At 73.8% G+C, this 22,009-nt stretch carries 25 protein-coding genes; 12 read left to right on the forward strand and 13 right to left on the reverse strand.

Features of this window, described 5'->3' with window-relative positions; all coding sequences use genetic code 11:
- Positions 1-20: 20 nt before the first annotated feature.
- Together ABD371_RS30315 and ABD371_RS30320 are read right to left on the reverse strand one after the other, a co-directional pair.
- Positions 21-1,025, reverse strand: a complete 1,005-nt coding sequence (locus tag ABD371_RS30315; RefSeq protein WP_344483945.1) for a MerR family transcriptional regulator — start codon at positions 1,023-1,025, stop codon at positions 21-23.
- A 7-nt stretch (positions 1,026-1,032) separates the two neighbouring features.
- A complete protein-coding gene (locus ABD371_RS30320; RefSeq protein ID WP_344483948.1) occupies positions 1,033-1,719 on the reverse strand; it encodes a HEAT repeat domain-containing protein in 687 nt (228 codons plus the stop codon).
- Between the two features lie 139 nt (positions 1,720-1,858).
- Between ABD371_RS30320 and ABD371_RS30325 the strand changes: the two genes are divergently transcribed.
- Positions 1,859-2,188, forward strand: a complete 330-nt coding sequence (locus tag ABD371_RS30325; protein WP_344483951.1) for a deoxyxylulose-5-phosphate synthase — start codon at positions 1,859-1,861, stop codon at positions 2,186-2,188.
- Positions 2,189-2,357: 169 nt separating this feature from the next.
- Here the strand turns inward: ABD371_RS30325 and ABD371_RS30330 are convergent, their stop codons facing one another.
- The gene (locus ABD371_RS30330) at positions 2,358-2,762 is read right to left on the reverse strand and encodes a DUF5997 family protein (protein ID WP_344483954.1); all 405 of its coding nucleotides are present in this window, start codon (positions 2,760-2,762) and stop codon (positions 2,358-2,360) included.
- 59 nt (positions 2,763-2,821) lie between these two features.
- Here ABD371_RS30330 and ABD371_RS30335 point away from each other — a divergent pair, with 59 nt between their 5' ends.
- Positions 2,822-3,631: a LysR substrate-binding domain-containing protein gene (locus ABD371_RS30335; protein ID WP_344483957.1), complete on the forward strand. Its 810-nt coding sequence runs from the start codon at positions 2,822-2,824 to the stop codon at positions 3,629-3,631.
- A 151-nt stretch (positions 3,632-3,782) separates the two neighbouring features.
- Positions 3,783-4,637 carry an isocitrate lyase/PEP mutase family protein gene (locus ABD371_RS30340; RefSeq protein ID WP_344483959.1) on the forward strand — a complete coding sequence of 285 codons (855 nt, stop codon included), beginning with the start codon at positions 3,783-3,785 and terminating at the stop codon, positions 4,635-4,637.
- A 19-nt stretch (positions 4,638-4,656) separates the two neighbouring features.
- Here the strand turns inward: ABD371_RS30340 and ABD371_RS30345 are convergent, their stop codons facing one another.
- A complete protein-coding gene (locus ABD371_RS30345) occupies positions 4,657-4,920 on the reverse strand; it encodes a DUF6225 family protein (protein ID WP_190124381.1) in 264 nt (87 codons plus the stop codon).
- Positions 4,921-5,155: 235 nt separating this feature from the next.
- Between ABD371_RS30345 and ABD371_RS30350 the strand changes: the two genes are divergently transcribed.
- Complete coding sequence (locus tag ABD371_RS30350) at positions 5,156-5,512, forward strand: YciI family protein (RefSeq protein WP_344483964.1); 357 nt, start codon at positions 5,156-5,158, stop codon at positions 5,510-5,512.
- A 108-nt stretch (positions 5,513-5,620) separates the two neighbouring features.
- Here the strand turns inward: ABD371_RS30350 and ABD371_RS30355 are convergent, their stop codons facing one another.
- Positions 5,621-6,526 (reverse strand): LLM class F420-dependent oxidoreductase, encoded by a 906-nt coding sequence (locus ABD371_RS30355; protein ID WP_344483967.1) that lies wholly within the window; start codon positions 6,524-6,526, stop codon positions 5,621-5,623.
- A gap of 248 nt (positions 6,527-6,774) precedes the next feature.
- Between ABD371_RS30355 and ABD371_RS30360 the strand changes: the two genes are divergently transcribed.
- From ABD371_RS30360 to ABD371_RS30370, 3 genes are read left to right on the forward strand one after another with little or no spacing between them, the layout of a single operon-like run.
- The gene (locus ABD371_RS30360; protein WP_344483970.1) at positions 6,775-7,998 is read left to right on the forward strand and encodes an MAB_1171c family putative transporter; all 1,224 of its coding nucleotides are present in this window, start codon (positions 6,775-6,777) and stop codon (positions 7,996-7,998) included.
- A 14-nt stretch (positions 7,999-8,012) separates the two neighbouring features.
- Positions 8,013-8,228, forward strand: coding sequence for a hypothetical protein (locus ABD371_RS30365; RefSeq protein WP_344483973.1), 216 nt, complete (start codon positions 8,013-8,015; stop codon positions 8,226-8,228).
- 13 nt (positions 8,229-8,241) lie between these two features.
- A complete protein-coding gene (locus tag ABD371_RS30370) occupies positions 8,242-9,678 on the forward strand; it encodes an NAD(P)/FAD-dependent oxidoreductase (RefSeq protein ID WP_344483976.1) in 1,437 nt (478 codons plus the stop codon).
- A gap of 53 nt (positions 9,679-9,731) precedes the next feature.
- On the opposite strand, the gene ABD371_RS30375 is transcribed toward ABD371_RS30370, so the two are convergent.
- The 4 genes from ABD371_RS30375 to ABD371_RS30390 all read right to left on the reverse strand — a co-directional run bounded on the left by ABD371_RS30375 (position 9,732) and on the right by ABD371_RS30390 (position 14,576).
- Positions 9,732-10,367 (reverse strand): NADPH-dependent F420 reductase, encoded by a 636-nt coding sequence (locus ABD371_RS30375; protein ID WP_344483978.1) that lies wholly within the window; start codon positions 10,365-10,367, stop codon positions 9,732-9,734.
- 200 nt (positions 10,368-10,567) lie between these two features.
- Positions 10,568-12,787, reverse strand: a complete 2,220-nt coding sequence (locus ABD371_RS30380) for an NADP-dependent isocitrate dehydrogenase (protein ID WP_344483980.1) — start codon at positions 12,785-12,787, stop codon at positions 10,568-10,570.
- A 156-nt stretch (positions 12,788-12,943) separates the two neighbouring features.
- Positions 12,944-13,372, reverse strand: a complete 429-nt coding sequence (locus ABD371_RS30385) for a hypothetical protein (protein ID WP_344483982.1) — start codon at positions 13,370-13,372, stop codon at positions 12,944-12,946.
- On the reverse strand, positions 13,359-14,576 hold the full coding sequence (locus ABD371_RS30390; RefSeq protein ID WP_344483984.1) for an MFS transporter: 1,218 nt from the start codon (positions 14,574-14,576) through the stop codon (positions 13,359-13,361). The genes ABD371_RS30385 and ABD371_RS30390 overlap by 14 nt, the downstream gene beginning before the upstream one ends.
- Positions 14,577-14,632: 56 nt before the next feature.
- Between ABD371_RS30390 and ABD371_RS30395 the strand changes: the two genes are divergently transcribed.
- Together ABD371_RS30395 and ABD371_RS30400 are read left to right on the forward strand one after the other, a co-directional pair.
- Entirely contained in the window at positions 14,633-15,277 is a 645-nt protein-coding gene (locus ABD371_RS30395) for a CGNR zinc finger domain-containing protein (protein WP_344483986.1), read from the forward strand.
- Between the two features lie 9 nt (positions 15,278-15,286).
- Positions 15,287-15,694 (forward strand): PPOX class F420-dependent oxidoreductase, encoded by a 408-nt coding sequence (locus ABD371_RS30400; RefSeq protein ID WP_344483988.1) that lies wholly within the window; start codon positions 15,287-15,289, stop codon positions 15,692-15,694.
- A gap of 23 nt (positions 15,695-15,717) precedes the next feature.
- Here ABD371_RS30400 and ABD371_RS30405 read toward each other — a convergent pair whose 3' ends face one another.
- Both ABD371_RS30405 and ABD371_RS30410 read right to left on the reverse strand, forming a co-directional pair.
- Positions 15,718-16,293: a histidine phosphatase family protein gene (locus ABD371_RS30405; protein WP_344483991.1), complete on the reverse strand. Its 576-nt coding sequence runs from the start codon at positions 16,291-16,293 to the stop codon at positions 15,718-15,720.
- A gap of 76 nt (positions 16,294-16,369) precedes the next feature.
- A complete protein-coding gene (locus tag ABD371_RS30410) occupies positions 16,370-17,857 on the reverse strand; it encodes an aminotransferase-like domain-containing protein (RefSeq protein ID WP_344483994.1) in 1,488 nt (495 codons plus the stop codon).
- Here ABD371_RS30410 and ABD371_RS30415 point away from each other — a divergent pair.
- Together ABD371_RS30415 and ABD371_RS30420 are read left to right on the forward strand one after the other, a co-directional pair.
- Entirely contained in the window at positions 17,856-18,767 is a 912-nt protein-coding gene (locus ABD371_RS30415) for a DMT family transporter (protein ID WP_344483997.1), read from the forward strand. The genes ABD371_RS30410 and ABD371_RS30415 overlap by 2 nt on opposite strands.
- A 90-nt stretch (positions 18,768-18,857) precedes the next feature.
- On the forward strand, positions 18,858-19,052 hold the full coding sequence (locus tag ABD371_RS30420; protein WP_190124392.1) for a DUF1918 domain-containing protein: 195 nt from the start codon (positions 18,858-18,860) through the stop codon (positions 19,050-19,052).
- Between the two features lie 38 nt (positions 19,053-19,090).
- Here the strand turns inward: ABD371_RS30420 and ABD371_RS30425 are convergent, their stop codons facing one another.
- Positions 19,091-20,341: a glycoside hydrolase family 10-like protein gene (locus ABD371_RS30425; RefSeq protein ID WP_344484001.1), complete on the reverse strand. Its 1,251-nt coding sequence runs from the start codon at positions 20,339-20,341 to the stop codon at positions 19,091-19,093.
- Between the two features lie 172 nt (positions 20,342-20,513).
- On the opposite strand from ABD371_RS30425, the gene ABD371_RS30430 reads away from it, so the two are divergent.
- Complete coding sequence (locus ABD371_RS30430) at positions 20,514-21,374, forward strand: 3-hydroxybutyryl-CoA dehydrogenase (protein ID WP_344484003.1); 861 nt, start codon at positions 20,514-20,516, stop codon at positions 21,372-21,374.
- 51 nt (positions 21,375-21,425) lie between these two features.
- Here the strand turns inward: ABD371_RS30430 and ABD371_RS30435 are convergent, their stop codons facing one another.
- Positions 21,426-21,956: an NUDIX domain-containing protein gene (locus tag ABD371_RS30435; RefSeq protein ID WP_344484006.1), complete on the reverse strand. Its 531-nt coding sequence runs from the start codon at positions 21,954-21,956 to the stop codon at positions 21,426-21,428.
- Between the last annotated feature and the right edge of the window lie 53 nt (positions 21,957-22,009).

Here is a 22,009-nt window from a genome sequence, read left to right on the forward strand (position 1 = left end):
CGCGGACCGGGGAGGATCCGTCATCGCGCGTCGCGCAGCTGAAGAAGGTACGCCGCGGTCAGCGCGACGGCACGGTCCGCGTCCCGCGACAGCTCCACGAGGGCGTCCGACGCCCTCACCCCGGGGATGTCCCCCAGCGCCTGGGTCAGCCGTCCGCGCGCGGGCGCCTTGGCGGTGTCGTGGGCGAGGCGGTCGACGAGCCCCGCCGCGATCCGGTCCGCCGTCGCGGTGTCGCCCGCCAGCACGCTCAGCGCATCGGCCGCACCGGTGTCGTTCCCGCCCTCCACGATCATGTCGATGAGCGTCGGGACCGCATCGGCCGCACCACGCGCCCCGAGCACCAGAGCCGCATGCCCGCGGACCGTGAGGTCGTCGTGGGCGAGGGCGTCCCGCAGGTGCGCGGCGGCCTCGTCGCCGGGCATCTCGGCGAGGGACTGGACGGCGCGCTCCCGCACCGCGGCCACCGGTGAGCCGAGGCCCTTGGCCAGCAGTGCCGTGCCGCGGTCGCCCGAGCGCGCCAGCGCCCAGCGAAGGGCCCCGGCGACATTGGGCTCCTTCTCGGTCAGTACCGCCTCGACCAGGGCCTCCACCGGGACCGGAACCTCGTCGACCGAGGAGAGGGCCGCGCGCTGGCGCACATCGGCGCTCTTCGACCCCAGCGCCTGGAGGAGCGAGACGACCTGGAGGGCGCCCTCCCAGTCGGCGGGGTCAGCGGCATCGATCCGGCGCAGCCGCGTGAGCAGCTCGGTCTCCGCCGCGATGCGTTCGCGCGTCTGCCGGATGAGGTCGTCGACGAGCGCCGAGGGCGTGAAACCGGGATCGTCGAGCGCGCGCCCGGCCTCGCGCAGCGACAGCCCCAGCGAGCGCAGGCTCTCGATGTGGAAGATCCGCCGGATGTCCTCCCCGGAGTACTCCCGGTAGCCGGAGCCGGAACGGCCCGAAGGCCGCACCAGGCCGAGCGACTCGTAATGCCGGAGCATGCGGGCACTGACCCCGGACCGTCGCGCCACCTCACCGATCAACACGTCCCGATCATCCCTCCTGACCCCATCCGTCGAGGGCCACTACGCGCTTCGCCTCCTCGATCGCGGACTCGAATCCGGTGTCCGGGTCGCGCAGCAGCCGCTGTGTCGCCAGCGCATGCGCGCGGGTGCCCGGGCCGGGAGCCGTCGTCGCGGCGAGAAGAGCCGGCGCGATCACTTCCCCCAGCCCGACCAGCGCCCGGCTGAGACTCAGCTGCGTCTCCCGCCCGCCGCGCCCGAGCTGCGTCGCCAGCACCGCCGCCAGCGCGACCTCCTCGCCCTCCGGCACCAGCACGACCACGGCCCGCCAGGCGCTCCGCGCCACCTCGTCGTCGGCGTCGGACAGCAGCGCCCCCGTGACCGCCGGCCACGCCCGCCGGTCCCCGATCTTGGACAGCGTGTGCAGCGCCTGGCTCCGCGCCTGCACCCGCTCCGAGCGGACCTCGCGGAGCAGCTCGGGAAGCGTCAAGGACACCGGATGGCGGGTGAGCGCCCAGGTCAGCATGTCGCGGACGAAGAACTCCGGCTCGACCGCGCACCGCTCGACCAGCTTGCCGACGAAGCCCGGGTCGGGCGTCGTGCCGACCGCCAGCGCGGCCCGCAGCCGCACGGACGGACGACCGTCCTCCAGCCCCCGAAGCGCCGCTCGTACCGCATCCGCTCGTACCGCGTCCGTGTCCTGTCGCGTGGCCGTCATCGAAACCACCTCCTCGGCAAGGAGTGAAGACCCTGTCATCGTGTCAAGGTCAAGCGGCTTCGCCGTGCCGCCCGCCGACCGATCCCCGGGCGCGGAAAATGCCGCTGCCGCCGCCCGGAACGATCTCTAGGCTGAGCGCATGAGCCATGGGAAAACCTCGTACGTCTGTCTCCCCTGCCGGGCCTCGTACAAGCAGCCCCACGACCCCGCGAGAGCGCGGACGTGCCCGCGCTGCGCGGAACCGATGATCCACGCGGGTTCGGCGTTCGCCACGCCCCGGCGACGGGACACCGCGGCATGGCGGAGCCTCACCGTGCTGCTGAACGCCGGCGTGGGCTTCCACAAGAGCTGCTGCGGCGGCCCCGGGTACCGGCCCCGGACGCCGCGCGAGGTGCGCGAGCGGCTGACGTACGCGCGGCGCGGCGGCGAGCCGGCCGCCAAGGCGCTGGTGCGGTGGGACGTGCCATGACGGAGCGGTGACCGCGGGCCGCCGCGCCGGACCCCGCGAGGCTGCCCGAGAACGACGGAGGCCGGGCCGCCGGCGGTCCTCACCGAGGTGGTGGGGACCGCCCGCGGTCCGGCCGGTGTCGTACGGGGAGTACGGGAGGTGCGGGAGGCGCTGGGGCGCTTCCGGTGGATCAGGAGCGCGGGGTGCGGGACTGCTCGGCCCGCTCGGCGTTCTTCTCCTTGATGCGGACCGCTTCCTTGCGGACCTCGGCCTGGGTGGCGCGCTCCTTCTGGAGCCACTCGGGGCTGTCCTTCTTCAGCGCGTCGATCTGTTCCGTGGTGAGGGGCTCGGTGACGCCGCCGCGGGCGAGACCCGCGATGGAGACGCCGAGCTTGGCCGCGACGACCGGGCGGGGGTGCGGGCCGGTGCGGCGCAGCTCCTGGAGCCACTCGGGCGGGTCGGTCTGCAGCGCGTTCAGCTCGCTGCGCGAGACGACGCCCTCCTGGAACTCGGCGGGGGTGGCCTCAAGGTACACACCCAGCTTCTTCGCCGCGGTGGCGGGCTTCATCGTCTGGGCGGTCTGGTGCGACTTCATGCTGTCAAGGGTATCGAGCGTGTGCGCCGCCGCCGACCACGACCGGTTAACCTGGCGGGGTGACAGGCTCGGAAACATCCCCTTCGTTCCGGCTGGCGTATGTCCCGGGGGTCACGCCCACGAAGTGGGTGCGGATCTGGAACGAGCGGCGGCCCGACGTCCCCCTGATCCTCACCGCGGTGACCGCGGCCGAGTCCTTCGGCGTGCTGAGGAGCGGCGGCGCGGACGCCGGTTTCGTACGGATGCCGGTCGACCGGGACGATCTCAGCGCGATCCCGCTGTACACCGAGACGACGGTGGTCGTGGTCCCGAAGGACCACGTCGTGGCGGCGGTGGAGGAGATCGCGGCCGAGGATCTGGCCGAGGAGATCGTGCTGCACCCCCTCGACGACACCCTCGGCTGGGAGCGGCTGCCCGGAAAGCCCGCGCTGGAGCGCCCCGCCACCACGGCGGACGCCGTCGAGCTGGTGGCGGCGGGCATCGGCGTGCTCGTCGTGCCGCAGTCGCTGGCCCGGCTGCACCACCGCAAGGACCTCACCTACCGGCCGGTCTCCGGCACCCCCGAATCGCGGATCGCGCTGTCCTGGCCGCAGGAGGCGACCACCGAGCTGGTGGAGGACTTCATCGGGATCGTCCGGGGGCGGACCGTCAACAGCTCCCGCGGCCGGCCGACCCCGCCGCAGCCGAAGGACAAGCGCGCGGAGAAGACCGGCGGCCGGGGCAGGCCCGGATCCGGCGGCAAGAGCGCCGGGGGCAAGAACCCGCGCGGCGGCGCGGGCGGCGGTGCCAAGGGCGGCAAGGGTGTCCGGGGCGGCTCCGGCGGGGCCAAGGCCGCCGCCAAGCGCGGAAAGCCCCGCCGCAGGCCCTAGGTTCGTACTCCTCACCGGGGCCGTCGGCGACCGCCGGCCACACCACAGCGGTACGCGTGACCCGGCGGCGGATGTCCGCCGAGCCGGGACCCAGCACGGGGAGCAGGGCCGCTGTCGGCGGCGGGCTTCCCGCCGGCAGAAAGAGATCAGCGTGACCTCCCTTCGCGATCAGGCCCTTCTGTTCCGCTCGCTGCATGTGCCCGGCACACCGCTGGTGCTGCCCAATGTCTGGGACGCGGCCGGCGCGCGCCTCGTGGCGGAGGCCGGGGCCGCCGCGGTGGCCACCACGAGTGCGGGGGTCGCGTGGTCCCTGGGGGCCGCCGACGGCGATGCGCTGGAGCGTGGGGACGCGCTCGCTCTCATCGCCCGTGTCGCCGCCTCGGTGAGCCTTCCGGTCACCGCCGACATCGAGAGCGGTTTCGGCGCGACGCCCGAGGAACTGGCGGACACCGTCCGCGGGGTGCTCGCCGCCGGAGCCGTCGGCATCAATCTGGAGGACTCCCTCCGCGAGGGCCCGCTCCCCCTGCGTACGGCCGCCGGCCAGGCCGCCCGGATCGCCGTCGTACGGGCCGTCGCGGACGCGGCGGACGTGCCGCTCTTCGTCAACGCGCGGATCGACACCCACCGGGTACGGGCCGAAAGGCCCGATTCCTGGCTCGCGGAGACCCTCGACCGGGCGCGGGCCTACGCGGACGCGGGCGCGGACGGGGTGTTCGTGCTCGGGAACCTCGACCGGGCGACCGTCGCCGCGCTGGTCGAGGGGGTGCCGCTGCCGCTGAATCTGGCCACCGGGCCGGGCGCGCTCCCGGTGCCCGCGCTGGCGGAACTCGGCGTGGCGCGGGTCAGCGCCGGCTCCACGATCGCCGAGGCCGCCTACGCCCTGGTCGCGCGCGCCGCACGGGAACTGCTCACGTCCGGCACCGCCACCGCGCTCGCCGGCGGCCTCGACTACGGCTCGTTCAACTCCACGATGGCCGGCCGCCCGGGCGGACCCGGGCGGGCCTAGGGCCTGCCGTTCGTTCGGATCAGGCGGGGTCGGGGTGGTAGCTGCCCGCCTTGTAGTCGGCGAAGAGGGTGTACTCCACGGTGGCGGGGGCGCCGGTCCTCCCGGTGGCGTCCTTCTCCACCGGTTCGAGGTTCACCAGGGCGTACTCGCTGTAGCCGTCGAAGTCACCGGGACCGTCGGCGACTCCGATGTGGATGGGCGTGTCGTCCGGCAGGTTCACGAGGGCTTCCCGGAGCCGCCCCGCAGTCCACACCGCGGGGGCGTGGTCGAAAGTGTCAGCCATGGCGCGAGGCTACCGACGACCCGGCCGGGAAGCGCGCTCCCGCGCCGGTCGCCGCCGACCCCTGACGAAGTCACCCGTGTGCCCGTGCGCGGTCGCCGGAGGATTTCAAGGATTCCCGGAAAAAGTTTCCGGCGGCTGTCGATCCGGCCCTCTCCCGTTCGACATACCCGTGAGAGGCGGGGAGAGGCCCCGCCCGAGGAACCCGAGCACCCCGAGCACCCCAAGGAGAGTCACCGTGCCGCGCTTTCTGACGATGATCCGTGTCGACGAGACGAACACCACCGAGGAGGGCCTCAGCCCCGAGTGCACCGAGCGCATGGGGGTGCTGCTGGAGGAGATCACCAAGGCCGGGGTGATGCTGGACACCGCGGCGCTCACCCCCTCCGCCGAGGGGACCAGGGTGACCTGGTCCGGGGGCCGGATCAGCCACACCGACGGGCCCTTCACCGAGGCGAAGGAGGTCGTCGGCGGCTACTCGATCATCCAGGCCGAGAACAAGGCCGAGGCCGTGAAGTGGGCCAGGCGGTTCCTTGAGGTGCACGACGAGCACCTGACCGTCACCGCCGAGGTCCGCGAGATCGCCGAAGGCTGATCCGGCGGGGTCAGGACCGGATCCGGCGGGATCCGGACCCGACCCGAACCGGCTCGCCCGACCCGGCCCCCGCCCCGCGCGCACCGCGCCCGGGGCAGGGGGGCGCGGTCAGCCGTTGAGGAGCGGGGCCAGCCGCTCCCAGTCGGCGAGGGGGAAGCCCGCCTGCGTCTCGCCGCGGCGGAAGGACGCGAGGGTGTCCCCGTCCCACATCTGCACCGCGAGCTGGTCCGCCCCGGCGTCCCGGAAGGCCTGGAGCCGGGCGGCTATCGTCTCGTCGTCGCCCCAGGCCACCAGCTCGTCGACCAGCCGGTCGCTGCCGCCCCCGGCCACGTCGTCCTCGGTGAACCCGGAACGCAGCCAGTTGTTCACATAGTTGGGCAGGGTGAGATAGAACGCCAGCCCGGCCCGGGCTATCTCCCTGGCCCTGCCGGGGTCGCTCTCCGCCACCACGCTCACCTCCGGCACCAGCAGCCGGTCCGCGCCCAGCGCCGCACGGGCGGCACGGGTGTGCTCGGGCGTCACCAGATACGAGTGCGCTCCCGCCGTACGCTCCCTGGCCAGGTCCAGCATCCGGGGCCCGAGGGCGGCGAGCAGCCGCTTCCCGGCGGGCACCGGCGGCGAGGCGGCGTCGAGACCGTCGAGGAACTCCGCCGTCCGGGCGACCGGCCTGGCGTAGACGCCGGCCCCGGCGCCCTCCACGACCGGCGCGTGGCTGACCCCGATGCCGAGGAGCAGCCGCCCGTCGTGGGCGGCGGTCAGCTCCGCGTACCGCTCGGCGACCGTCTTCGGGTCGTTCATCCAGAGATTGAGGATCCCGGTGGCCACGGTGATCCGGCCGGTCGCGGAGAGCAGCGCCGACAGCCGGTCGAAGAGGCCCTTCCCGTCCACGTCGGGCAGCCAGACCGAGGCGTAGCCCAACTCCTCCGCGCGTACCGCCGCCGCCACGGCCTCGTCCGTCCCAGCGAACCGAAGTCCCGAACTCCACAGTCCCGTACCGCCTGTTGACATCGTCATGACCGTCAGCCTAATCGTGATCGGCAGCGGTTCCCGGGGGCTCGGCCGTTCACCGGCCGGCGGAATGTCCGAGTACTAGTGTTCCGATGGCCGGGCCGGGCGGCGGAGAGAGGGGAGCGGGAAATGGTGTCCCAAGGAGGCACGGGGCGGTGGGCCGGCGGCGGACCGGTTCGGGGGCGGGGGCGGGGGCGGGGCCGAGGTCGGGTTCGGGTTCGGGTTCGGGGTTTCCGAGGGGCGCGGGGCTGAGGATGTCCGATCTCGGTTTCTACGGACCCGCGGTGCTGGGCGGTCTCGCGTTCCTCCTCCGATTACCCGGTCTGCTCAGAGCGCCCCGGGATCCGCTGCTGCGCGCGGTCGCGGCGCTGCTGCTGACGGGGTGGGGGGTGTTCTTCTTCGGCGCGATACCGACGATCTCGACGGTCAACGATCTCACCGGGGTGCCGAACTTCTCCGCGCCGCTGGTCTATACGATCCTGACCGCCTTCAGCGGCTCGTGCATCGTCCTGATCATCAACTGGCGGGGCGGCCCGCCGGAGCGGATCAGACGGGCCACCTACTGGTGCGTCGGGGTCTACTCCCTGGTCTGTGTGGCGCTGTTCGTGCTCTTCGCGCTGGGCAGCGCGCCCGTCGAGCGGCTGCGCGACCTGGACACGTACTACGCCACCACGCCGTACATCCGCGAGATGATCGTGCTCTATCTGGTGGCGCACACCGTGTCGGCGATCATCATGACGCTGCTGTGCCGGCGCTGGTCCCGCGATGTGAGCGGGGTGCTGCGCGCGGGGCTCTTCCTGATGGTCGCCGGGTATCTGCTCACGCTGGTGTACGACGTGTGCAAGTTCGCCGCCGTCGGGGCCAGATGGGCGGGCCTCGACTGGGACGGTCTGAGCACGGACGTGGCCCGGCCGCTGGCGTCGGCCGCCTCCTTCCTGATCGCGACCGGCCTGGGGCTGCCGCTGGTGGTGCAGCGGCTGGTCGGGCCGTGGCGGGACTGGCGTCGCCATCGACGGCTGGGGCCGCTGTGGCGGCTGTTGAGCGGGGTGAGCGCGGCGCGGCCCAGTGTGGTGATCTCCCCGCTCTCCTCGGTGGGGGTACGGCTGCTCCAGCGGGAGTCCGACATCCACGACGGGCTGCTCACGCTCAATCCGTACTTCGACCCGGACGTCCGGGCCCGGGCGCTCGGCAGGGCGCTGGCCCGCGGGGCCCGTCCGGCGGAGGCGGAGGCCGAGGGCGGGGCGGCCATGGTGGTCGCCGCGCTCGGGGCGCTGCGCGCCGACCCCGAGCAGCTCGTCATCGCCGATTCCCGGGGCGGCCAGGAGGGCGCGGGGTACGAGCCGCTCGATCTGGTGCGCGTCTCCCGGGCGCTGCTCCGCGCCGGCACGGCGGCGGGCCCGGGGGCGGAGCGGGGCACGGGCCGGGGAGCGGTGCGGAGAGCGGGCGGCGGGCGGCCCGACCGGCTGCCGGAGGGCTGAGCGATCATGGACCGATGATTGTTGATCTTCGCTCGGCCCGGGGCCCGGCCGCCGGGTCGCACGCCGTTGAACCGTACGCCGCCGAACCGCCGTTCACCGGGATGCCATCCGCCCGGCCGAGGACGGCCACCGCCACCGCCACCGCCCCCGTACCCGACCCCGTACCGGTTTCCCTCTCCGTCACCCGACCATCCCCCGCCGAAGAAGCCCGCCCCCGGGCGGCCTGGTAGAGAGCAGGCACACATGACCGACCTCAAGAGAGTTTGTGCGGACGCGCGCGGTCGCCGGGCAGTCGTCATCGGCGGCGGGCTGGCGGGCATGCTGACGGCGGCGGCGCTGCGCGGTCTGGTGGACGAGATCCGTGTGATCGAGAGCGATGAGCTGCCGGACGGTCCGCTCCCCCGCCGGGGGCTGCCCCAGGCCGGCCATGTGCATCTGCTGTGGAGCGGCGGGGTCCGCGCGGCGGAGGAGCTGCTGCCCGGGGTGACCCGCAGATGGCTGGCCGCGGGCGCGCGGCGGATACCCGTCCCGACCGGGATGGTCGGTCTCAGTCCGCAGGGCTGGTACCGCCGCTGGCGGCGCGAGACCCACTTCCTGATCGCGTGCAGCCGCGATCTGCTGGACGCGGTGGTGCGCGAACAGGTGCTGGAGGACCGGGCGGTACAGGTGGTGCAGCGCACCCGGGCGGAGGGTCTCGTCGGCACGGCGACACGTGTCACCGGTGTCCGGGTACGGGGAGCCGACGGCGTACGGAGGGTGCTGGAGGCCGACTTCGTGGTGGACGCGAGCGGGCGCGGCTCCCGGGCCCCGCAGTTCCTGGCGGAGCTGGGGGTGGGCCCCCCGGCCGGGCGGACGGTCGATCTGGGGCTGGTGTACGCGAGCCGTGTCTTCCGCGCGCCCCCGGGGGCGGAGGAGTTCCCCGTGGTCAGTGTGCAGGCCGACGCGCGGGCCGGCCGCCCGGGGCGGAGCGCGGCGATCCTGCCCATCGAGGGGGGCCGCTGGCTGGTGACCAACTCCGGGACCCGGGGCGGTGAGCCCACCGACCGCGCCGAGGACTTCGAGGGCTTCGCCCGGAGTCTGCGCCACCCGGTGGTCGGGGAGCTGATCTCGCATCTGGAGCCGCTGGGCGGGGTGACGATCAACCGCAGCACCCGCAATCGGCGTCAGTTCTTCGAGAAGGTCAAGGAGTGGCCGGAGCGGTTCGTCGTGATCGGCGACGCGGTGGCGACCTTCAACCCGGTGTACGGGCACGGCATGTCGGTGGCCGCCCAGAGCGCGGCCGCCCTGCGCGAGCACGCCTCTGAGCACGGTCTCGCCGCGCCCCGGCTCGCCCGGCGGGTGCAGCACTCGGTGGCCCGGCGGGTCTCGGCGGCCTGGGATCTGGCGACGGGCCAGGACGTCTTCTTCCCCGGCGTGCGGGGCGGCTCCCCCAGCCGGACCGACCGGGTGCTCGCGCGGTATGTGGACCGGCTGGTCAAGACGTCCACCGGGAGCTTCCTGATGACGAAGGAGTTCACCGACGTCACCTCGCTGGAGGCCCCGCTGCGCACCCTCGTCAAGCCCCGGGTGCTGCTGGCCGCCGCGGTCGGTCCCCGGCATCCACCGCTGGACGGGCCGCCGCTGACCGAGGAGGAACTCGCCGCCGTCACCGCGGCCGGCGCGGGCCGGGCCGGGGGGTGAGGCCGGGCGCGCCGGGAGTGGGGGGCCGGGCGGTGCGGGGCCGCGCGGCGGGTTCAGAGCAGGCTCTTCGCGTCCTCGGCGGAGGGGACCGTGCCGAGGCTGAACTCGTGCAGATCGCCGAAGACCTCGATCCTTCGCGACTGGTCGATGCCGCCCACGGAGAGCGGCTCGAAGCCCGCCGCCCGGACGAGACGGGCCACCGCCCTGCCGGCGGCCTCGTCGTCGGTCGCGTAGAAGCCCACCGCGCGGTCCGGGGTGCGGTGGGAGAGCTTGTCGAGGGATTCCGCGCCGAGGGTGCCGAAGGCCTTGACCAGCCGGGCCCCTTCGGGGAGCAGGGCGGCGACGACGCTTCCGGAGGACTGGTCCTCGGGGATCGTCTTGACGAATCCGCCCTTGCCGTCGGGGGCGATCGGGTTCGAGGGGTCGACAATGATCCGGCCGTTCAGCCGCTCGCCGTACTCCGCGATCAACTCCTTGATCGTCTCGAACCAGACGGCGAGGACGAGGACGTCCGCGCCGGCCACCGCCCGGTCGGTGGTGACCGGGGTCGCCCCGGTGCCGAGCCGGGCGGCCAGCTCGCGCGCTTTGGCCTCGTCGCGGCCCGCCACGAGGACGGGCTCGCCTCCCCGGGTCAGATTCGCGGCCAGCCGCGAGCCGATGTTCCCGGTGCCCACAATCGCTGTCGTCATGGCTCCAGTGGAACAACCCGGCGGATCCCGGGCGCGGCGGGCACGCCATCCGGGTGAGGGCCCCTCGCGTACCCCCCCCCCGGCCCGGCACGGGCGGCCCGGCACACGGGCGCGCCCCGGCCGGTGGGTTCACCGGCCGGGGCGCGCTTCGCTGCTCCGTGCTCACGCGGGGCGGCTCACCGCCCCGGGGCCCGCTCGATTCAGCCGAGCGAGGCGATGGCCTGGTTGAAGGCCGCCGACGGGCGCATGACGGCCGCGGCCTTGGCCGGGTCGGGCTGGTAGTAGCCGCCGATGTCGACCGGGGAGCCCTGGACCGCGATCAGCTCGGCCACGATGGTCTCCTCCTGCTCGGAGAGCGTCTTGGCGAGCGCCGCGAACGCCTCCGCGAGCTGGGCGTCGTCGCTCTGCCCGGCCAGCTCCTGCGCCCAGTACAGCGCGAGGTAGAAGTGGCTGCCGCGGTTGTCGATGCCACCGAGGCGACGGCTGGGCGACTTGTCCTCGTTGAGGAAGGTGGCCGTGGCCCGGTCCAGGGTGTCCGCGAGGACCTGGGCGCGCGCGTTGCCCGTGGTCTGGGCGAGGTGCTCGAAGCTGACCGCGAGGGCGAGGAACTCGCCCAGGCTGTCCCAGCGCAGGTAGTTCTCCTTGACCAGCTGCTGGACGTGCTTGGGCGCGGAGCCTCCCGCGCCGGTCTCGAAGAGGCCGCCGCCGTTCATCAGCGGGACGACGGAGAGCATCTTGGCGCTGGTGCCCAGCTCCAGGATGGGGAAGAGGTCGGTGAGGTAGTCACGCAGCACATTGCCGGTGACCGAGATGGTGTCCTCGCCGCGGCGGATCCGCTCCAGGGAGAAGTTGATCGCGTCGACCGGGGCCTTGATCTCGATCTGGAGACCCTCGGTGTCGTGCTCGGGCAGGTACTCCCGGACCTTGGCGATGAGGCTCGCGTCGTGGGCGCGGCCCTCGTCCAGCCAGAAGACGGCCGGGACGCCGGTCGCGCGGGCGCGGGTCACGGCGAGCTTGACCCAGTCCTTGATCGGGGCGTCCTTGGTCTGGCACATGCGCCAGATGTCGCCCTCGCCCACCGCGTGCTCCAGCACGGTCTCGCCCGCGCCGTTCAGGACGCGCACGGTGCCGGCGGCGGGGATCTCGAAGGTCTTGTCGTGGCTGCCGTACTCCTCGGCCTTCTGCGCCATCAGACCGACGTTGGGGACCGAGCCCATGGTGGCGGGGTCGTACGCGCCGTTCGCGCGGCAGTCCTCGATGGCGGCCTGGTAGATGCCGGCGTAGCTGCTGTCGGGGATGACGGCGAGGGTGTCGGCCTCCTTGCCGTCGGGGCCCCACATGTGGCCGGAGGTGCGGATCATCGCCGGCATGGAGGCGTCGACGATGACATCGCTCGGCACGTGCAGGTTGGTGATGCCGCGGTCCGAGTCGACCATCGCGAGCGCGGGGCCCTCGGCCAGCTCGGCCTCGAAGGACGCCTTGACGGCCGCGCCCTCGGGGAGGGAGTCCAGGCCCTTGAGGATGCCGCCGAGCCCGTCGTTGGGGCTGAGGCCGGCGGCGGCGAGCGCGGCGCCGTGCGCGGCGAAGGTCTTCGGGAAGAAGACGCGCACCACATGGCCGAAGATGATCGGGTCGGAGACCTTCATCATCGTGGCCTTGAGGTGGACGGAGAAGAGCACGCCCTCGTCCTTGGCGCGGGCCACCTGGGCCGCCAGGAACTCGCGCAGCGCGGCGACGCGCAGCACGGAGGCGTCCACGACCTCGCCCGCGAGGACGGGGACCGACTCGCGCAGCACGGTGGTGGTGCCGTCGGCGGCGGTCAGCTCGATGCGGAGCGAGTCCGCCCCGGCGAGGACGGCCGACTGCTCGGTGGAGCGGAAGTCGTCGGCGGTCATGTGGGCGACGTTGGTCTTGGACTCGGGGGTCCAGGCGCCCATGCGGTGCGGGTGGGTCTTGGCGTAGTTCTTGACCGACGCGGGGGCGCGGCGGTCGGAGTTGCCCTCGCGCAGCACCGGGTTGACGGCGCTGCCCTTGACCTTGTCGTAGCGGGCGCGAACGTCGCGGTCCTCGTCGGTCTTCGGGTCGTCCGGGTAGTCCGGCAGCGCGTAACCCTGCTCCTGGAGTTCCGCGACGGCGGCCTTCAGCTGCGGGATCGAGGCCGAGATGTTCGGCAGCTTGATGATGTTGGCGCCGGGGGTCTTGGCCAGCTCGCCCAGCTCGGCGAGTGCGTCCTCGATGCGCTGGCTCTCCTCGAGGTACTCGGGGAAGCCGGCGATGATCCGTCCCGCGAGGGAGATGTCACGGCTCTCCACCGTGACCCCGGCCGTCGAGGCGTAGGCCTCGACCACGGGCAGGAACGAGTGCGTGGCCAGCGCTGGGGCCTCGTCGGTGTGCGTGTAGATGATGGTCGAGTCAGTCACCGGGTGCTCCGCTCCACGTCTGCAACATTGCTCGACATCAAGATATCTCGTCCGCACCCCCCTCTCGAAAGGGCCCTCCCTCCCGGGGGCTCCCGACCGCCCCCGCCCGGGCGCGGCGGGGGCGGTCGGGCCGGCGGCCGGGTCGGTCGGGGCCGGTCAGGCCTCCACGGTGACCTTCTCCGGGGTGAGACCGGCGGTGAAGTGGACGGCGGGCCAGTAGCCGTCGAGGAAGTGCTCCTCGTCGACCTCCTCGTAGTGGAGCGCGAAGGCTCCCGAGGGGCCGATCACCACGGTGGTCGGGTTCATCGAGGCCAGGAAGGCGGCGGCCTCCTCGGCGCTCTCGTCGCCCTCGGCCCCCCACGCCCACAGGAACGCGGTCGCCTCCTCGCTCAGCCGGGCGAAGGCCGCGAGCACCGCCCGGGCCTGCGGCAGCAGCGCCGCGACCGTCTCGCGGTCGGCGTCCTCGAAGCTCAGGGACACCTGCCGGCCGGCCGCCGGGACGGTCACGTACCGCTGTCGCAGGATGTCGTCCACGCCGAAGCCCGCGACGGTCCGCCCCGCCCCGGTGTTCTCACGGTCGTTCATCTGTGCCGGCTCCTCGCTCTCGCCGTCTTCTCGCGGCCTCTCGCGCGCAGGGTGTCACACCGGGGAGCGCGGCCAGCAGCTGGACGGCGGCGGCGGTGAGCAGCGCGCCCGGCAGCGACCACAGGGCGAGGGGCCCGGCGAGGGCCGCGCCGGCGGCGAAGCCGGTGAGCTTGAGGCTCGCGCCCGTGGTGAAGACCTGGCCGCGCAGACGGGCGGGGGCCTCCCGGTGGCGTATCGCGAACAGGGCGGTGAGCTGGGTTCCCTGGCCGATCCCGGCGAGCGGCACGGCCACCGCCAGGGACACGGGGTCTCCGGTCGCGGCGAGCGCCGTCGCGGCGGCCAGCAGGAGGGCGCTCACGGGGACGACCGTGTCGGGGCTCGGGTGGACGGGGCGGCGGACGGACAGGGCGCCCGCGGCGAGGGCGACCGCGGCGATCCCGGCGAGCAGGAGGGCTCCGTGGCCCGCGCCGCCGAGGGCGCGCTCCCCGAGCAGCGGGGCACAGGCGACGAGCATGCCCTCGCCCGCGCAGGAGATCGTGGTGACGGCGGTGGCCCGGGCGAGCGGCGGGACGCGGGCGACGGCGCGGAACCCGGCGGCGATCTCGGCGGCCAAGGGGTACGGGGGTGCTCCCGCCGTGCGCCGGGGCAGCCGCAGGGCGGCGGGCAGCGCCAGGCAGATCAGGGCGGCGGAGACCGCGACCCCGGCGGGGGCCCCGGCGAGCCGCGCGGTCCCGCCGGCCAGCGCGGGGCCCGCCAGCGCGGCGGCGTTGAAGGTCAGCGCGTCGAGCGCGCCCGCGCGGGGCAGCGCCGAGGCAGGGACCACGCTCGGCAGCCGGGCGCTCCAGCCGCCCGAGAGAGCGGGGGCGAGGAGTCCCGCGCCGGCCGCGATCAGGACGGTCCAGCCGAGCGGGACCCGGCCGAGGCAGCCGAGGACGGCGGTCAGCGCGAGGGCGTGTCCGGCGAGCGCCGCCGCGAGAAGGCGGCCCGGGGCGGGCGAGCGGTCCAGGAGTACGCCGACGAGCGGGCCGCCCACGGCCGCCGCGGCCGTGGCCCCGGCGAGCAGGGCCGAGGCCGAGGCGGGCGAGCCGGTGGCGGCGAGGCCCGCGAGGAGGAGGGCGGGGCCGGACATCTCGTCGCCGGTGCGGGCGGCGGCGGCACCGGCCGTCCAGCTCCACAGTCGATGCCGTTGGTAACGCTTTTCCATCTTGGGCACGTTACTCAGGTAACTCAGATATCCGCCAGATGCGTTACATTCGCCGGATGGTGACATCCGGCGGCGGCACCTGGTCCGCCCGACACGCGGTGGAGGCCGCCGCCCGGCGGACGGCGGCCCTGGTCAACGCACTGACGAACGCACCGACGACGGGGGAGGCCCCTTCGGCGGCGGCCGTCGTCGCGGTGCTGCGCGAGCACGGCGAGCCGGGAGAGCTCGATCTCTCCGAGCGCGACACCGCCGAGATGCGCGCGGCGGCCCTGCGGCTGCGCGAGGTCTTCGCCGCGCCCGGGGCGGCCGAGGCGGCGGCGCGGCTCAACGGGCTGCTGGCGCTCACCACCGGGTCGCTGCGGCTCACCTCGCACCGGGGCGCGTCCCCCTGGCACCCCCATGTCGACAGCCATGACGACGCGCCCTGGGGCGAGTGGCTGCTCGCCTCCTCCGCCCTGGCCCTGACCGTCCTCGTGTGGGACCGGCAGTGTCCGCCCGGCGGCGTCTGCGCCTCGGCGAGCTGCGGAAACGTCTTTCTCACCCAGGGGGGCGGGCCGCCGCGCCGCTACTGCTCCCGGCGGTGCGCCACCCGTGAGCGGGTCGCGGCCCACCGTCGGGCCAAAGCCTCCGACGGGCGACAACCGGCCGATGACATGGATCAAGTACCGATTCCCCGGCGTGATATGACGCCTCCGGACTAGGCTCCCGGCATGACTTTCGCCTTCAGCGACTCCGCGCGCCGGATTCTCGACGAGCCGCATCTCGCCACCCTCGCCACCCTCTTCCCCGACGGCAGCCCGCAGACCTCGGTCGTCTGGCTCGGCGTCGAGGGCGAAGAGGTGATCATCTCCTCCCAGCGGGGCAGGCAGAAGGTCAAGAACATCGAGGCCGATCCCCGGGTCAGCCTGAGCGTCTGCGACCCCCGGCAGCCGGACCGCTACATCGAGGTGCGCGGCACGGCGACGGTGGTCGAGGACACCGGCCGCCGCACGGCGGTGCTGCTGGCGGAGAAGTACGACGGGCCCGGCGGGGGCGTGCCCTTTCTGGAGATGCCGCCGGAGAACGTCCGGGTCGTGCTGCGGATCGCTCCCAGCCGGGTGACGGGCTACGGCGCGTGAGCCGTCGAGGGGTGTGAGCCCGCTCAGGCGGCGGACTGGAGGCACAGGCTCCAGCACCGGGCCCGGCCGGTGAGGAGCAGGGTGGAGAGCGGGCGCACGTCCACGCTCCAGTAGGCGTGGGGCGGCGCGTTGAGCGCGTACACCAGCGCCGCCCGTACGACGGAGGGCTCGGCGACGGCGACGACGGAGCCGTCGTCCCCGGCCGGGCGGGTGTCCAGCCAGCCGCCGATCCGCCCGATGAAGGCGAGGAGCGACTCGCCGCCGTGGGGCGCGGAGCGCGGGTCGCCGAGCCAGCAGTCGACCGCGCCCGGCTCCACGGCGGTCACCTCGGCGAGGGTACGGCCGCGCCAGCGCCCCATGTCGCAGTCGCGCAGACCGGGCTGGGCCATCGGCGCGAAGCCGAGCGCCTGGGCGGTGGCGCGGCTGCGCGGGCTCGGTGAGCAGTAGCGCAGTTCGGCGGCGTTGAGCGGCACCAGGGCGTGCGCGGCGAGCCGCACCTCGTCCCAGCCCGCGCCGTCGAGCGGCCGGTCGTCGTCGAAACGCTCCGCGAGCAGGGCGGAGCTGCGAGCGGCAGCCACCAGCGTGATCCGGACACTCATGGCGAGATGGTGTGCCTGAAGCCCCGGAGCGGTCAAGGGGACAGAACGGTCCACTCCGGTACGGGCGGGCCAGGGTTCACCCGGTGTTCCCGCTCCCGTCACCCTCCTCCGGGCCCGGTCCCGGCCTCGGTCCCAGCACTTCACCGGCCGCCGTGCGGAGCCTGCGCACCCCCTCGGCGATCTCCTGGCCGCCCGCCACTCCGGCGAAGCTGAGCCGGACCCGCCCGGCCGGCGGCTCCGCGCAGAAGTAGGGGCGGCCCGGGGCGAGCGCGACGCCCGCGCGCAGCGCCGCGGCGAGCAGCAGGGTGTCGTCCGCGCCGTCGGGCAGCCGGAGCCAGAGGTGATGGCCCCCGGACGGGAGGTGCGGAAGGGTGAGTTCGGGCAGTTGGCGGCGGAGGGCGGCGGCCATGGTGTCGCGGCGGGTCCTCAGTTCGACGGCCAGGGCGCGCAGATGGCGGCTCCAGCCGGGCGCGCCGACCAGTTCGAGGGCGGCCTCCTGGAGCGGCCGGGGGACGAAGAAGTTGTCCACGACATGGATGGCGCGCAGCCGTTCGAACACCGGTCCGCGCGCGGCGAGCATCCCGACCCGCAGGCTGGGCGAGGTGACCTTGGTCAGCGAGCTGACATGGACCACCACGCCGTCGGGGTCGTCGGCGGCGAGCGGGCCCGGCGGCCGGCCCGCGTCGTCGTGGGCCAGCCGGCGCGCGAAGTCGTCCTCGACGACGAAGGCCCCGGCCGCGCGGGCGATGCGCAGCACCTCGGGGCGGCGCGCGGGCGAGAGCACCGCGCCGGTCGGGTTCTGGAAGAGCGGCTGGCAGACGAAGACCCGGGCCCCGGTGGCCCGGAAGGCGGCTTCGAGCAGTTCGGGGCGGACGCCCTCGGCGTCGAGCGGGACGGGTACGGGCCGCAGCCCGGCCGCGCGGGCGATGGCGAGCATGCCGGGGTAGGTGGGGGATTCGACGAGCACGGGCGCGCCGGGCGGGGCGAGCGCGCGCAGCGCGGTGGTCAGGGCGGACTGGCCGCCCGCCGTGACCAGTACATCGGCGGCGGCGACGGTGGGGCCGAGCCCCTGGGCGAACCATTCGCGCAGCTCGGGCAGGCCTTCGGAGGGCGGTCGGCCCCAGGCTCCGGGGCGGCGGCCGGCGCGGGCCAGCGCCGCCGCCATGGCCCGCTCGGGCTGGAGCGAGTGGTGCAGATAGCCGCCGTTGAACTCGATCACGCCGGGCGGCGGCGCGGCGAGGGTGACCAGCACCCCGGAGGCGTCGACGGTGCGCGGCACGGCGTCGGCCGAGGCGTCGGCGCTGAGGGCGACCTCCTGCCAGGAGGTGTCCCCGGCGTCCGCCGTCCGGGCGCGGGGCTCGGCACGGAACGCGCCCGCGCCGGGGCGGGTGACGACCAGCCCCTCGGCGGTGAGCCGGGCGAGGGCGCGGGAGACGGTGACCGGGGAGACCCGGTGGCGTTCCACCAGTGCCCGACTGGACGGCAGCTTCTCACCCGATGAGTAGCGGTTGAACTCCTGACGCAGGATTCTGGCCAGTTCGGTGACACTGCTACGCTCGTGCATGAGAGTAAAGAATAGCGCTACCGTCACCGTACCGATAGCGGTCACCGCCCCGGCCACCGGCGGCGGCACCCTGCTCGCCGTGCTGGGTGTGGTGGCCTTCTCCCTCACCTTCCCGGCCACGGTCTGGGGCCTGGAGTCCTTCGGCCCCTGGTCGCTGGTGACGGTCCGCGGCGCGCTCGCGGCGCTGATCGCGGGCGGTTTTCTGCTGGCGCTGCGGGTCGCCCCGCCCGAGCGCCGCCACTGGGGGTCGCTCGCGGTGGTGGCCGCCGGTGTGGTGGTGGGATATCCGCTGCTGACCACGCTCGCCCTCCAGACTTCCAGCAGTTCGCACGCCGCCGTGGTGGTGGGGCTGCTGCCGCTGACCACCGCCTGCTACGCGGCGGTGCGCGAGGGCCGGCGGCCCTCCCGCGCCTTCTGGCTGGCGGCGACCGCCGGAGCGGCCGTGGTGATCGTCTTCACCGTGTCGCAGAGCGGGGGCTCGCTCCGGGGCGGCGATCTGTATCTCTTCGGCGCGCTGCTGGTGTGCGCCGCCGGTTACACCGAGGGCGGCCGGCTGGCCCGCGAGATGCCCGGCTGGCAGGTGATCGGCTGGGCCCTGGTCCTGTGTCTGCCGCTCATGCTGGCGGGCGCGGCGGCGGCGCTGGCCGTGGAGCCGGTGCGGCTGACGGTCCAGGGGGTGACCGGACTGCTCTGGGCCGCCGCCGGATCGTCGTTCCTCGGGCTGTACGTCTGGTACCGGGGCATGGCCGCGATCGGCATCGCCCGGGCGAGCCAGCTCCAGCTGGCGCAGCCCCTGCTCACCCTGGTCTGGTCGGTGGCGCTGCTGGGCGAGAGGCTGACCCCCGCCGCCCCGCTCGCGGCCGTGGCGGTCCTGGTCTGCATCGCGGTCACCCAGCGGGCCAGGAGCTGACCGTCACGGGCGGGGTCCGGGGGCCCGCCGTAGACTCGACAGTACGGATCGCCGGACGGATCACCGCCCTTGCGAGGAGGTCGCTTTCCGATGCATGCGAGCGTGGGCGACAAGCTGCTGGTGCACGGCAGGACCGTGGGTGTGCACGACAGGGTCGCCGAAGTCGTCGAAGTGCTGGGCCCCGAGGGCTCTCCCCCGTACCGCGTCCGTTTCGAGGACGGGCACGAGACCGTGATGTCCCCCGGCCCCGACTGTGTGGTCAGGCCGCACGAGCACGCCCTCTGACCGACCGGCCGGGGACGCACCCCGGCCGGGGCACGGTGTCAGCCGGGTGGGGGGACCCTGCTCGGATAGTGGTCCGCCACCACCCTGGCCATCGCGCCGTTGCGGTCCGCCCCGACCTCCTTGGCCGAGAAGAAGAAGTGCCCGCGCACCTCCTCGTACTCGCGCGCCAGGGTCAGATGGCGGGAGAGTTCGGCCGGGTCCTGCCAGGCGGCCGGCTGCGCCGGGTCGCCCGCCTTGTAGAGCGCCTCGCCGATGCAGAGATCGACGCCCGTCCCCCGTACCACCTCGCTCCACCAGGGCAGCAGTTTGGCGTAGTCCGCCGCCGCGAAGCCGATGTTCCAGTAGACCTGCGGTACGACATGGTCGATCCAGCCCCGCCGGACCCAGGTACGGGTGTCGGCGTACAGATCGTCGTACGTCTGCACCCCGGCCCTGGTGTCCGAGCCGCGCGGGTCGGTCGCCGCGTTGCGCCAGACGGCGAAGGGGCTGATGCCGAACCGTACGCCCGGCCGGGCCGCCCGGATCCGCGCGGACATCTCCCGCACCAGCCGGTCGATGTTGTCGCGCCGCCAGGCCGCCCGGTCGGCGAAGCCCGTGCCGTACCGCGCGTAGGTCTCGTCGTCGCCGAAGGTCTGGCCGGCGACCGGATACGGATAGAAGTAGTCGTCGAAGTGGACCGCGTCGATCTCGTAGCGGCTCACCGCGTCGATCATGGCGTCCTGGACGAAGGCCCGGACCTCGGGGATCCCCGGGTTGTAGTAGAGCTTCCCGCCGTACGGCAGGACCCACTCCGGATGCCGGCGCGCCGGGTGCTCCGGCACCAGCCGCGAGGGGTCGGTGTGCGTCGCGACCCGGTAGGGGTTGAACCAGGCGTGCAGCTCCAGGCCCCTGCGGTGGGCCTCGGCCACGGCGGTGCCGAGCGGGTCCCAGCCGGGGTCCCGGCCCTGGACGCCGGTCAGATACTGCGACCACGGCTCGTGGGGCGAGGGCCACAGCGCGTCGGCGGTCGGTCTGACCTGGAGGACGACGGTGTTCAGCCGGCGCGCCACGGCGGTGTCGAGATGCGCGGTCAGCTCCTCTCGCTGCCGCTCCGCGCTCAGCCCCGCCCGGGACGGCCAGTCCCGGTTGGTGACGGTCGCCAGCCACATGCCCCGGAACTCGGGGTGCGCGCTGTGCCGTCCCCCACCCGCCGGACGCGGCACGGCCGCCGCGTCACCGGCCGTCCCCAGGGCGGCCAGCGCCCCGGCCGCCGCGCTCGCCACGAAGCCCCGTCTCCCGATCCGCGCCATGCGCCACCTCGCGTCCCTCGGTCTCTGCCAGCAGCATGCCCGCCCCCAGGGTCTGTCTCACCCCCCTGCGCGGAGTAACGTCGAGGGGTCGCGGCGGCTGGACGGAGACCCTGGACGGCCGTGCGACACGGACCAGCACTGGATCAGCGAAAGGCACGAGGTGACGGACTCAATGGCCGACATTGCACGCGTCGGAGTGGTGGGCTGTGGCCAGATGGGCGCGGGCATCGCGGAGGTGTGCGCGCGCAGCGGGCTGGAGGTGAAGGTCGCGGAGACCACGGGCGAGGCCCTGGAGATCGGCCGGACCCGGCTGTACAACTCGCTCGCCAAGGCCGCGGAGCGGGGCAAGATCACCGAGGCGGAGCGGGACGCCACGCTGGAGCGGCTCAGCTTCACCACCGACCTCGGGGAGTTCGCCGACCGCGATCTCGTCATCGAGGCCGTCGTGGAGAACGAGCAGGTCAAGACCGAGATCTTCCGGGTGCTCGACCAGGTGGTGACCCGGCAGGACGCGATCCTCGCCTCGAACACCTCCTCCATCCCGCTGGTGAAACTGGCGGTCGCGACCTCGCGCCCCGACCAGGTCGTCGGGATCCACTTCTTCAATCCCGCCCCGGTCCAGAAGCTGGTGGAGCTGATCCCCGCGCTGACCACCTCCGAGGAGACGATCCTCCGCGCGGAGGCCGTGGTCGAGAAGGTGCTCGGGAAGCACGCCATCCGGGCCCAGGACCGCTCGGGCTTCGTGGTGAACGCGCTGCTCATCCCGTATCTGCTCGCCGCGGTCCGGATGTTCGAATCGGGCCTGGCCAGCCGTGAGGACATCGACAACGGCATGGAGCTGGGCTGCGCCCATCCGATGGGACCGCTGAAGCTCGCGGATCTGATCGGTCTGGACACCGTCGCCTCGGTGGCGGACTCGATGTATGCGGAGTTCAAGGAGCCGCTGTACGCCGCTCCCCCGCTGCTCCAGCGGATGGTGGACGCGGGACGCCTCGGCCGTAAGACGGGCTCGGGCTTCTACCCGTACTCCTGACCCGCTCGCGACCCCGCCGCCGAGACGTCCGGCGTGAGCCGGGGGCAGGCTCTAACCGAGCCTGAGGTGGTGGAGCATCAGCAGCCCGGCCGCCATGTTGGCGGCCGGGACCTCACCCCGGGCGATCAGGTCGGGGATCAGCTTGAGCGGGATCCACTCCCGCCGGGAGGACTCGAAGTCGTCCTGGGGGTGGCCCGTGTAGGTGGCGCTCTCGGACCAGTAGAGATGGTGGCGGGCGTCGGTGAGGCCATTGGACGGCTCAACGCTCAGCAGCGGATGGAGGGGGCCCGGACGCCAGCCGGTCTCCTCCTCCATCTCGCGGGCCGCCGCCGCCTCGATGTCCTCGCCGTCCTCGACGACGCCGGCGGCCAGCTCCCAGCCCCAGCTGTCGGTGATGAAACGGTGCCGCCACAGCAGCAGCACCTCATTGGCCTCGTTGACCGCCGTCGCGACGGCGACCGGGCGCATCCGGATCACATAGTGGTCCAGATGCCGGCCGTCCGGGAGAGCCACATCCGCGAGATTCACCCGGAACCAGCGGTTCTCGTACACATTTCGTTCGCTTAAGTTCGTCCACTGCATGGTTCGTGCCACCTTTCGACCAGTAGGTGGCCACATCGCTAGCAGCGCCCGGT

It is taken from the genome of Streptomyces amakusaensis, assembly GCF_039532665.1.
GTDB lineage: Bacteria > Actinomycetota > Actinomycetes > Streptomycetales > Streptomycetaceae > Streptomyces > Streptomyces amakusaensis.

What these genes read in the sequence shown, in the direction of transcription:
- ABD371_RS30425 (WP_344484001.1), bottom strand. Translation starts at nt 20,341, where the DNA reads ATGGCGCGGATCGGGAGACGGGGCTTCGTGGCGAGCGCGGCGGCCGGG.
- ABD371_RS30365 (WP_344483973.1), top strand. Translation starts at nt 8,013, where the DNA reads ATGATTGTTGATCTTCGCTCGGCCCGGGGCCCGGCCGCCGGGTCGCAC.
- ABD371_RS30410 (WP_344483994.1), bottom strand. Translation starts at nt 17,857, where the DNA reads ATGCACGAGCGTAGCAGTGTCACCGAACTGGCCAGAATCCTGCGTCAG.
- ABD371_RS30325 (WP_344483951.1), top strand. Translation starts at nt 1,859, where the DNA reads ATGAGCCATGGGAAAACCTCGTACGTCTGTCTCCCCTGCCGGGCCTCG.
- ABD371_RS30390 (WP_344483984.1), bottom strand. Translation starts at nt 14,576, where the DNA reads ATGGAAAAGCGTTACCAACGGCATCGACTGTGGAGCTGGACGGCCGGT.
- ABD371_RS30320 (WP_344483948.1), bottom strand. Translation starts at nt 1,719, where the DNA reads ATGACGGCCACGCGACAGGACACGGACGCGGTACGAGCGGATGCGGTA.
- ABD371_RS30370 (WP_344483976.1), top strand. Translation starts at nt 8,242, where the DNA reads ATGACCGACCTCAAGAGAGTTTGTGCGGACGCGCGCGGTCGCCGGGCA.
- ABD371_RS30420 (WP_190124392.1), top strand. Translation starts at nt 18,858, where the DNA reads ATGCATGCGAGCGTGGGCGACAAGCTGCTGGTGCACGGCAGGACCGTG.
- ABD371_RS30345 (WP_190124381.1), bottom strand. Translation starts at nt 4,920, where the DNA reads ATGGCTGACACTTTCGACCACGCCCCCGCGGTGTGGACTGCGGGGCGG.
- ABD371_RS30355 (WP_344483967.1), bottom strand. Translation starts at nt 6,526, where the DNA reads ATGACGATGTCAACAGGCGGTACGGGACTGTGGAGTTCGGGACTTCGG.
- ABD371_RS30415 (WP_344483997.1), top strand. Translation starts at nt 17,856, where the DNA reads ATGAGAGTAAAGAATAGCGCTACCGTCACCGTACCGATAGCGGTCACC.
- ABD371_RS30430 (WP_344484003.1), top strand. Translation starts at nt 20,514, where the DNA reads ATGGCCGACATTGCACGCGTCGGAGTGGTGGGCTGTGGCCAGATGGGC.
- ABD371_RS30395 (WP_344483986.1), top strand. Translation starts at nt 14,633, where the DNA reads ATGGTGACATCCGGCGGCGGCACCTGGTCCGCCCGACACGCGGTGGAG.
- ABD371_RS30375 (WP_344483978.1), bottom strand. Translation starts at nt 10,367, where the DNA reads ATGACGACAGCGATTGTGGGCACCGGGAACATCGGCTCGCGGCTGGCC.
- ABD371_RS30330 (WP_344483954.1), bottom strand. Translation starts at nt 2,762, where the DNA reads ATGAAGTCGCACCAGACCGCCCAGACGATGAAGCCCGCCACCGCGGCG.
- ABD371_RS30405 (WP_344483991.1), bottom strand. Translation starts at nt 16,293, where the DNA reads ATGAGTGTCCGGATCACGCTGGTGGCTGCCGCTCGCAGCTCCGCCCTG.
- ABD371_RS30360 (WP_344483970.1), top strand. Translation starts at nt 6,775, where the DNA reads ATGTCCGATCTCGGTTTCTACGGACCCGCGGTGCTGGGCGGTCTCGCG.
- ABD371_RS30385 (WP_344483982.1), bottom strand. Translation starts at nt 13,372, where the DNA reads ATGAACGACCGTGAGAACACCGGGGCGGGGCGGACCGTCGCGGGCTTC.
- ABD371_RS30400 (WP_344483988.1), top strand. Translation starts at nt 15,287, where the DNA reads ATGACTTTCGCCTTCAGCGACTCCGCGCGCCGGATTCTCGACGAGCCG.
- ABD371_RS30435 (WP_344484006.1), bottom strand. Translation starts at nt 21,956, where the DNA reads ATGCAGTGGACGAACTTAAGCGAACGAAATGTGTACGAGAACCGCTGG.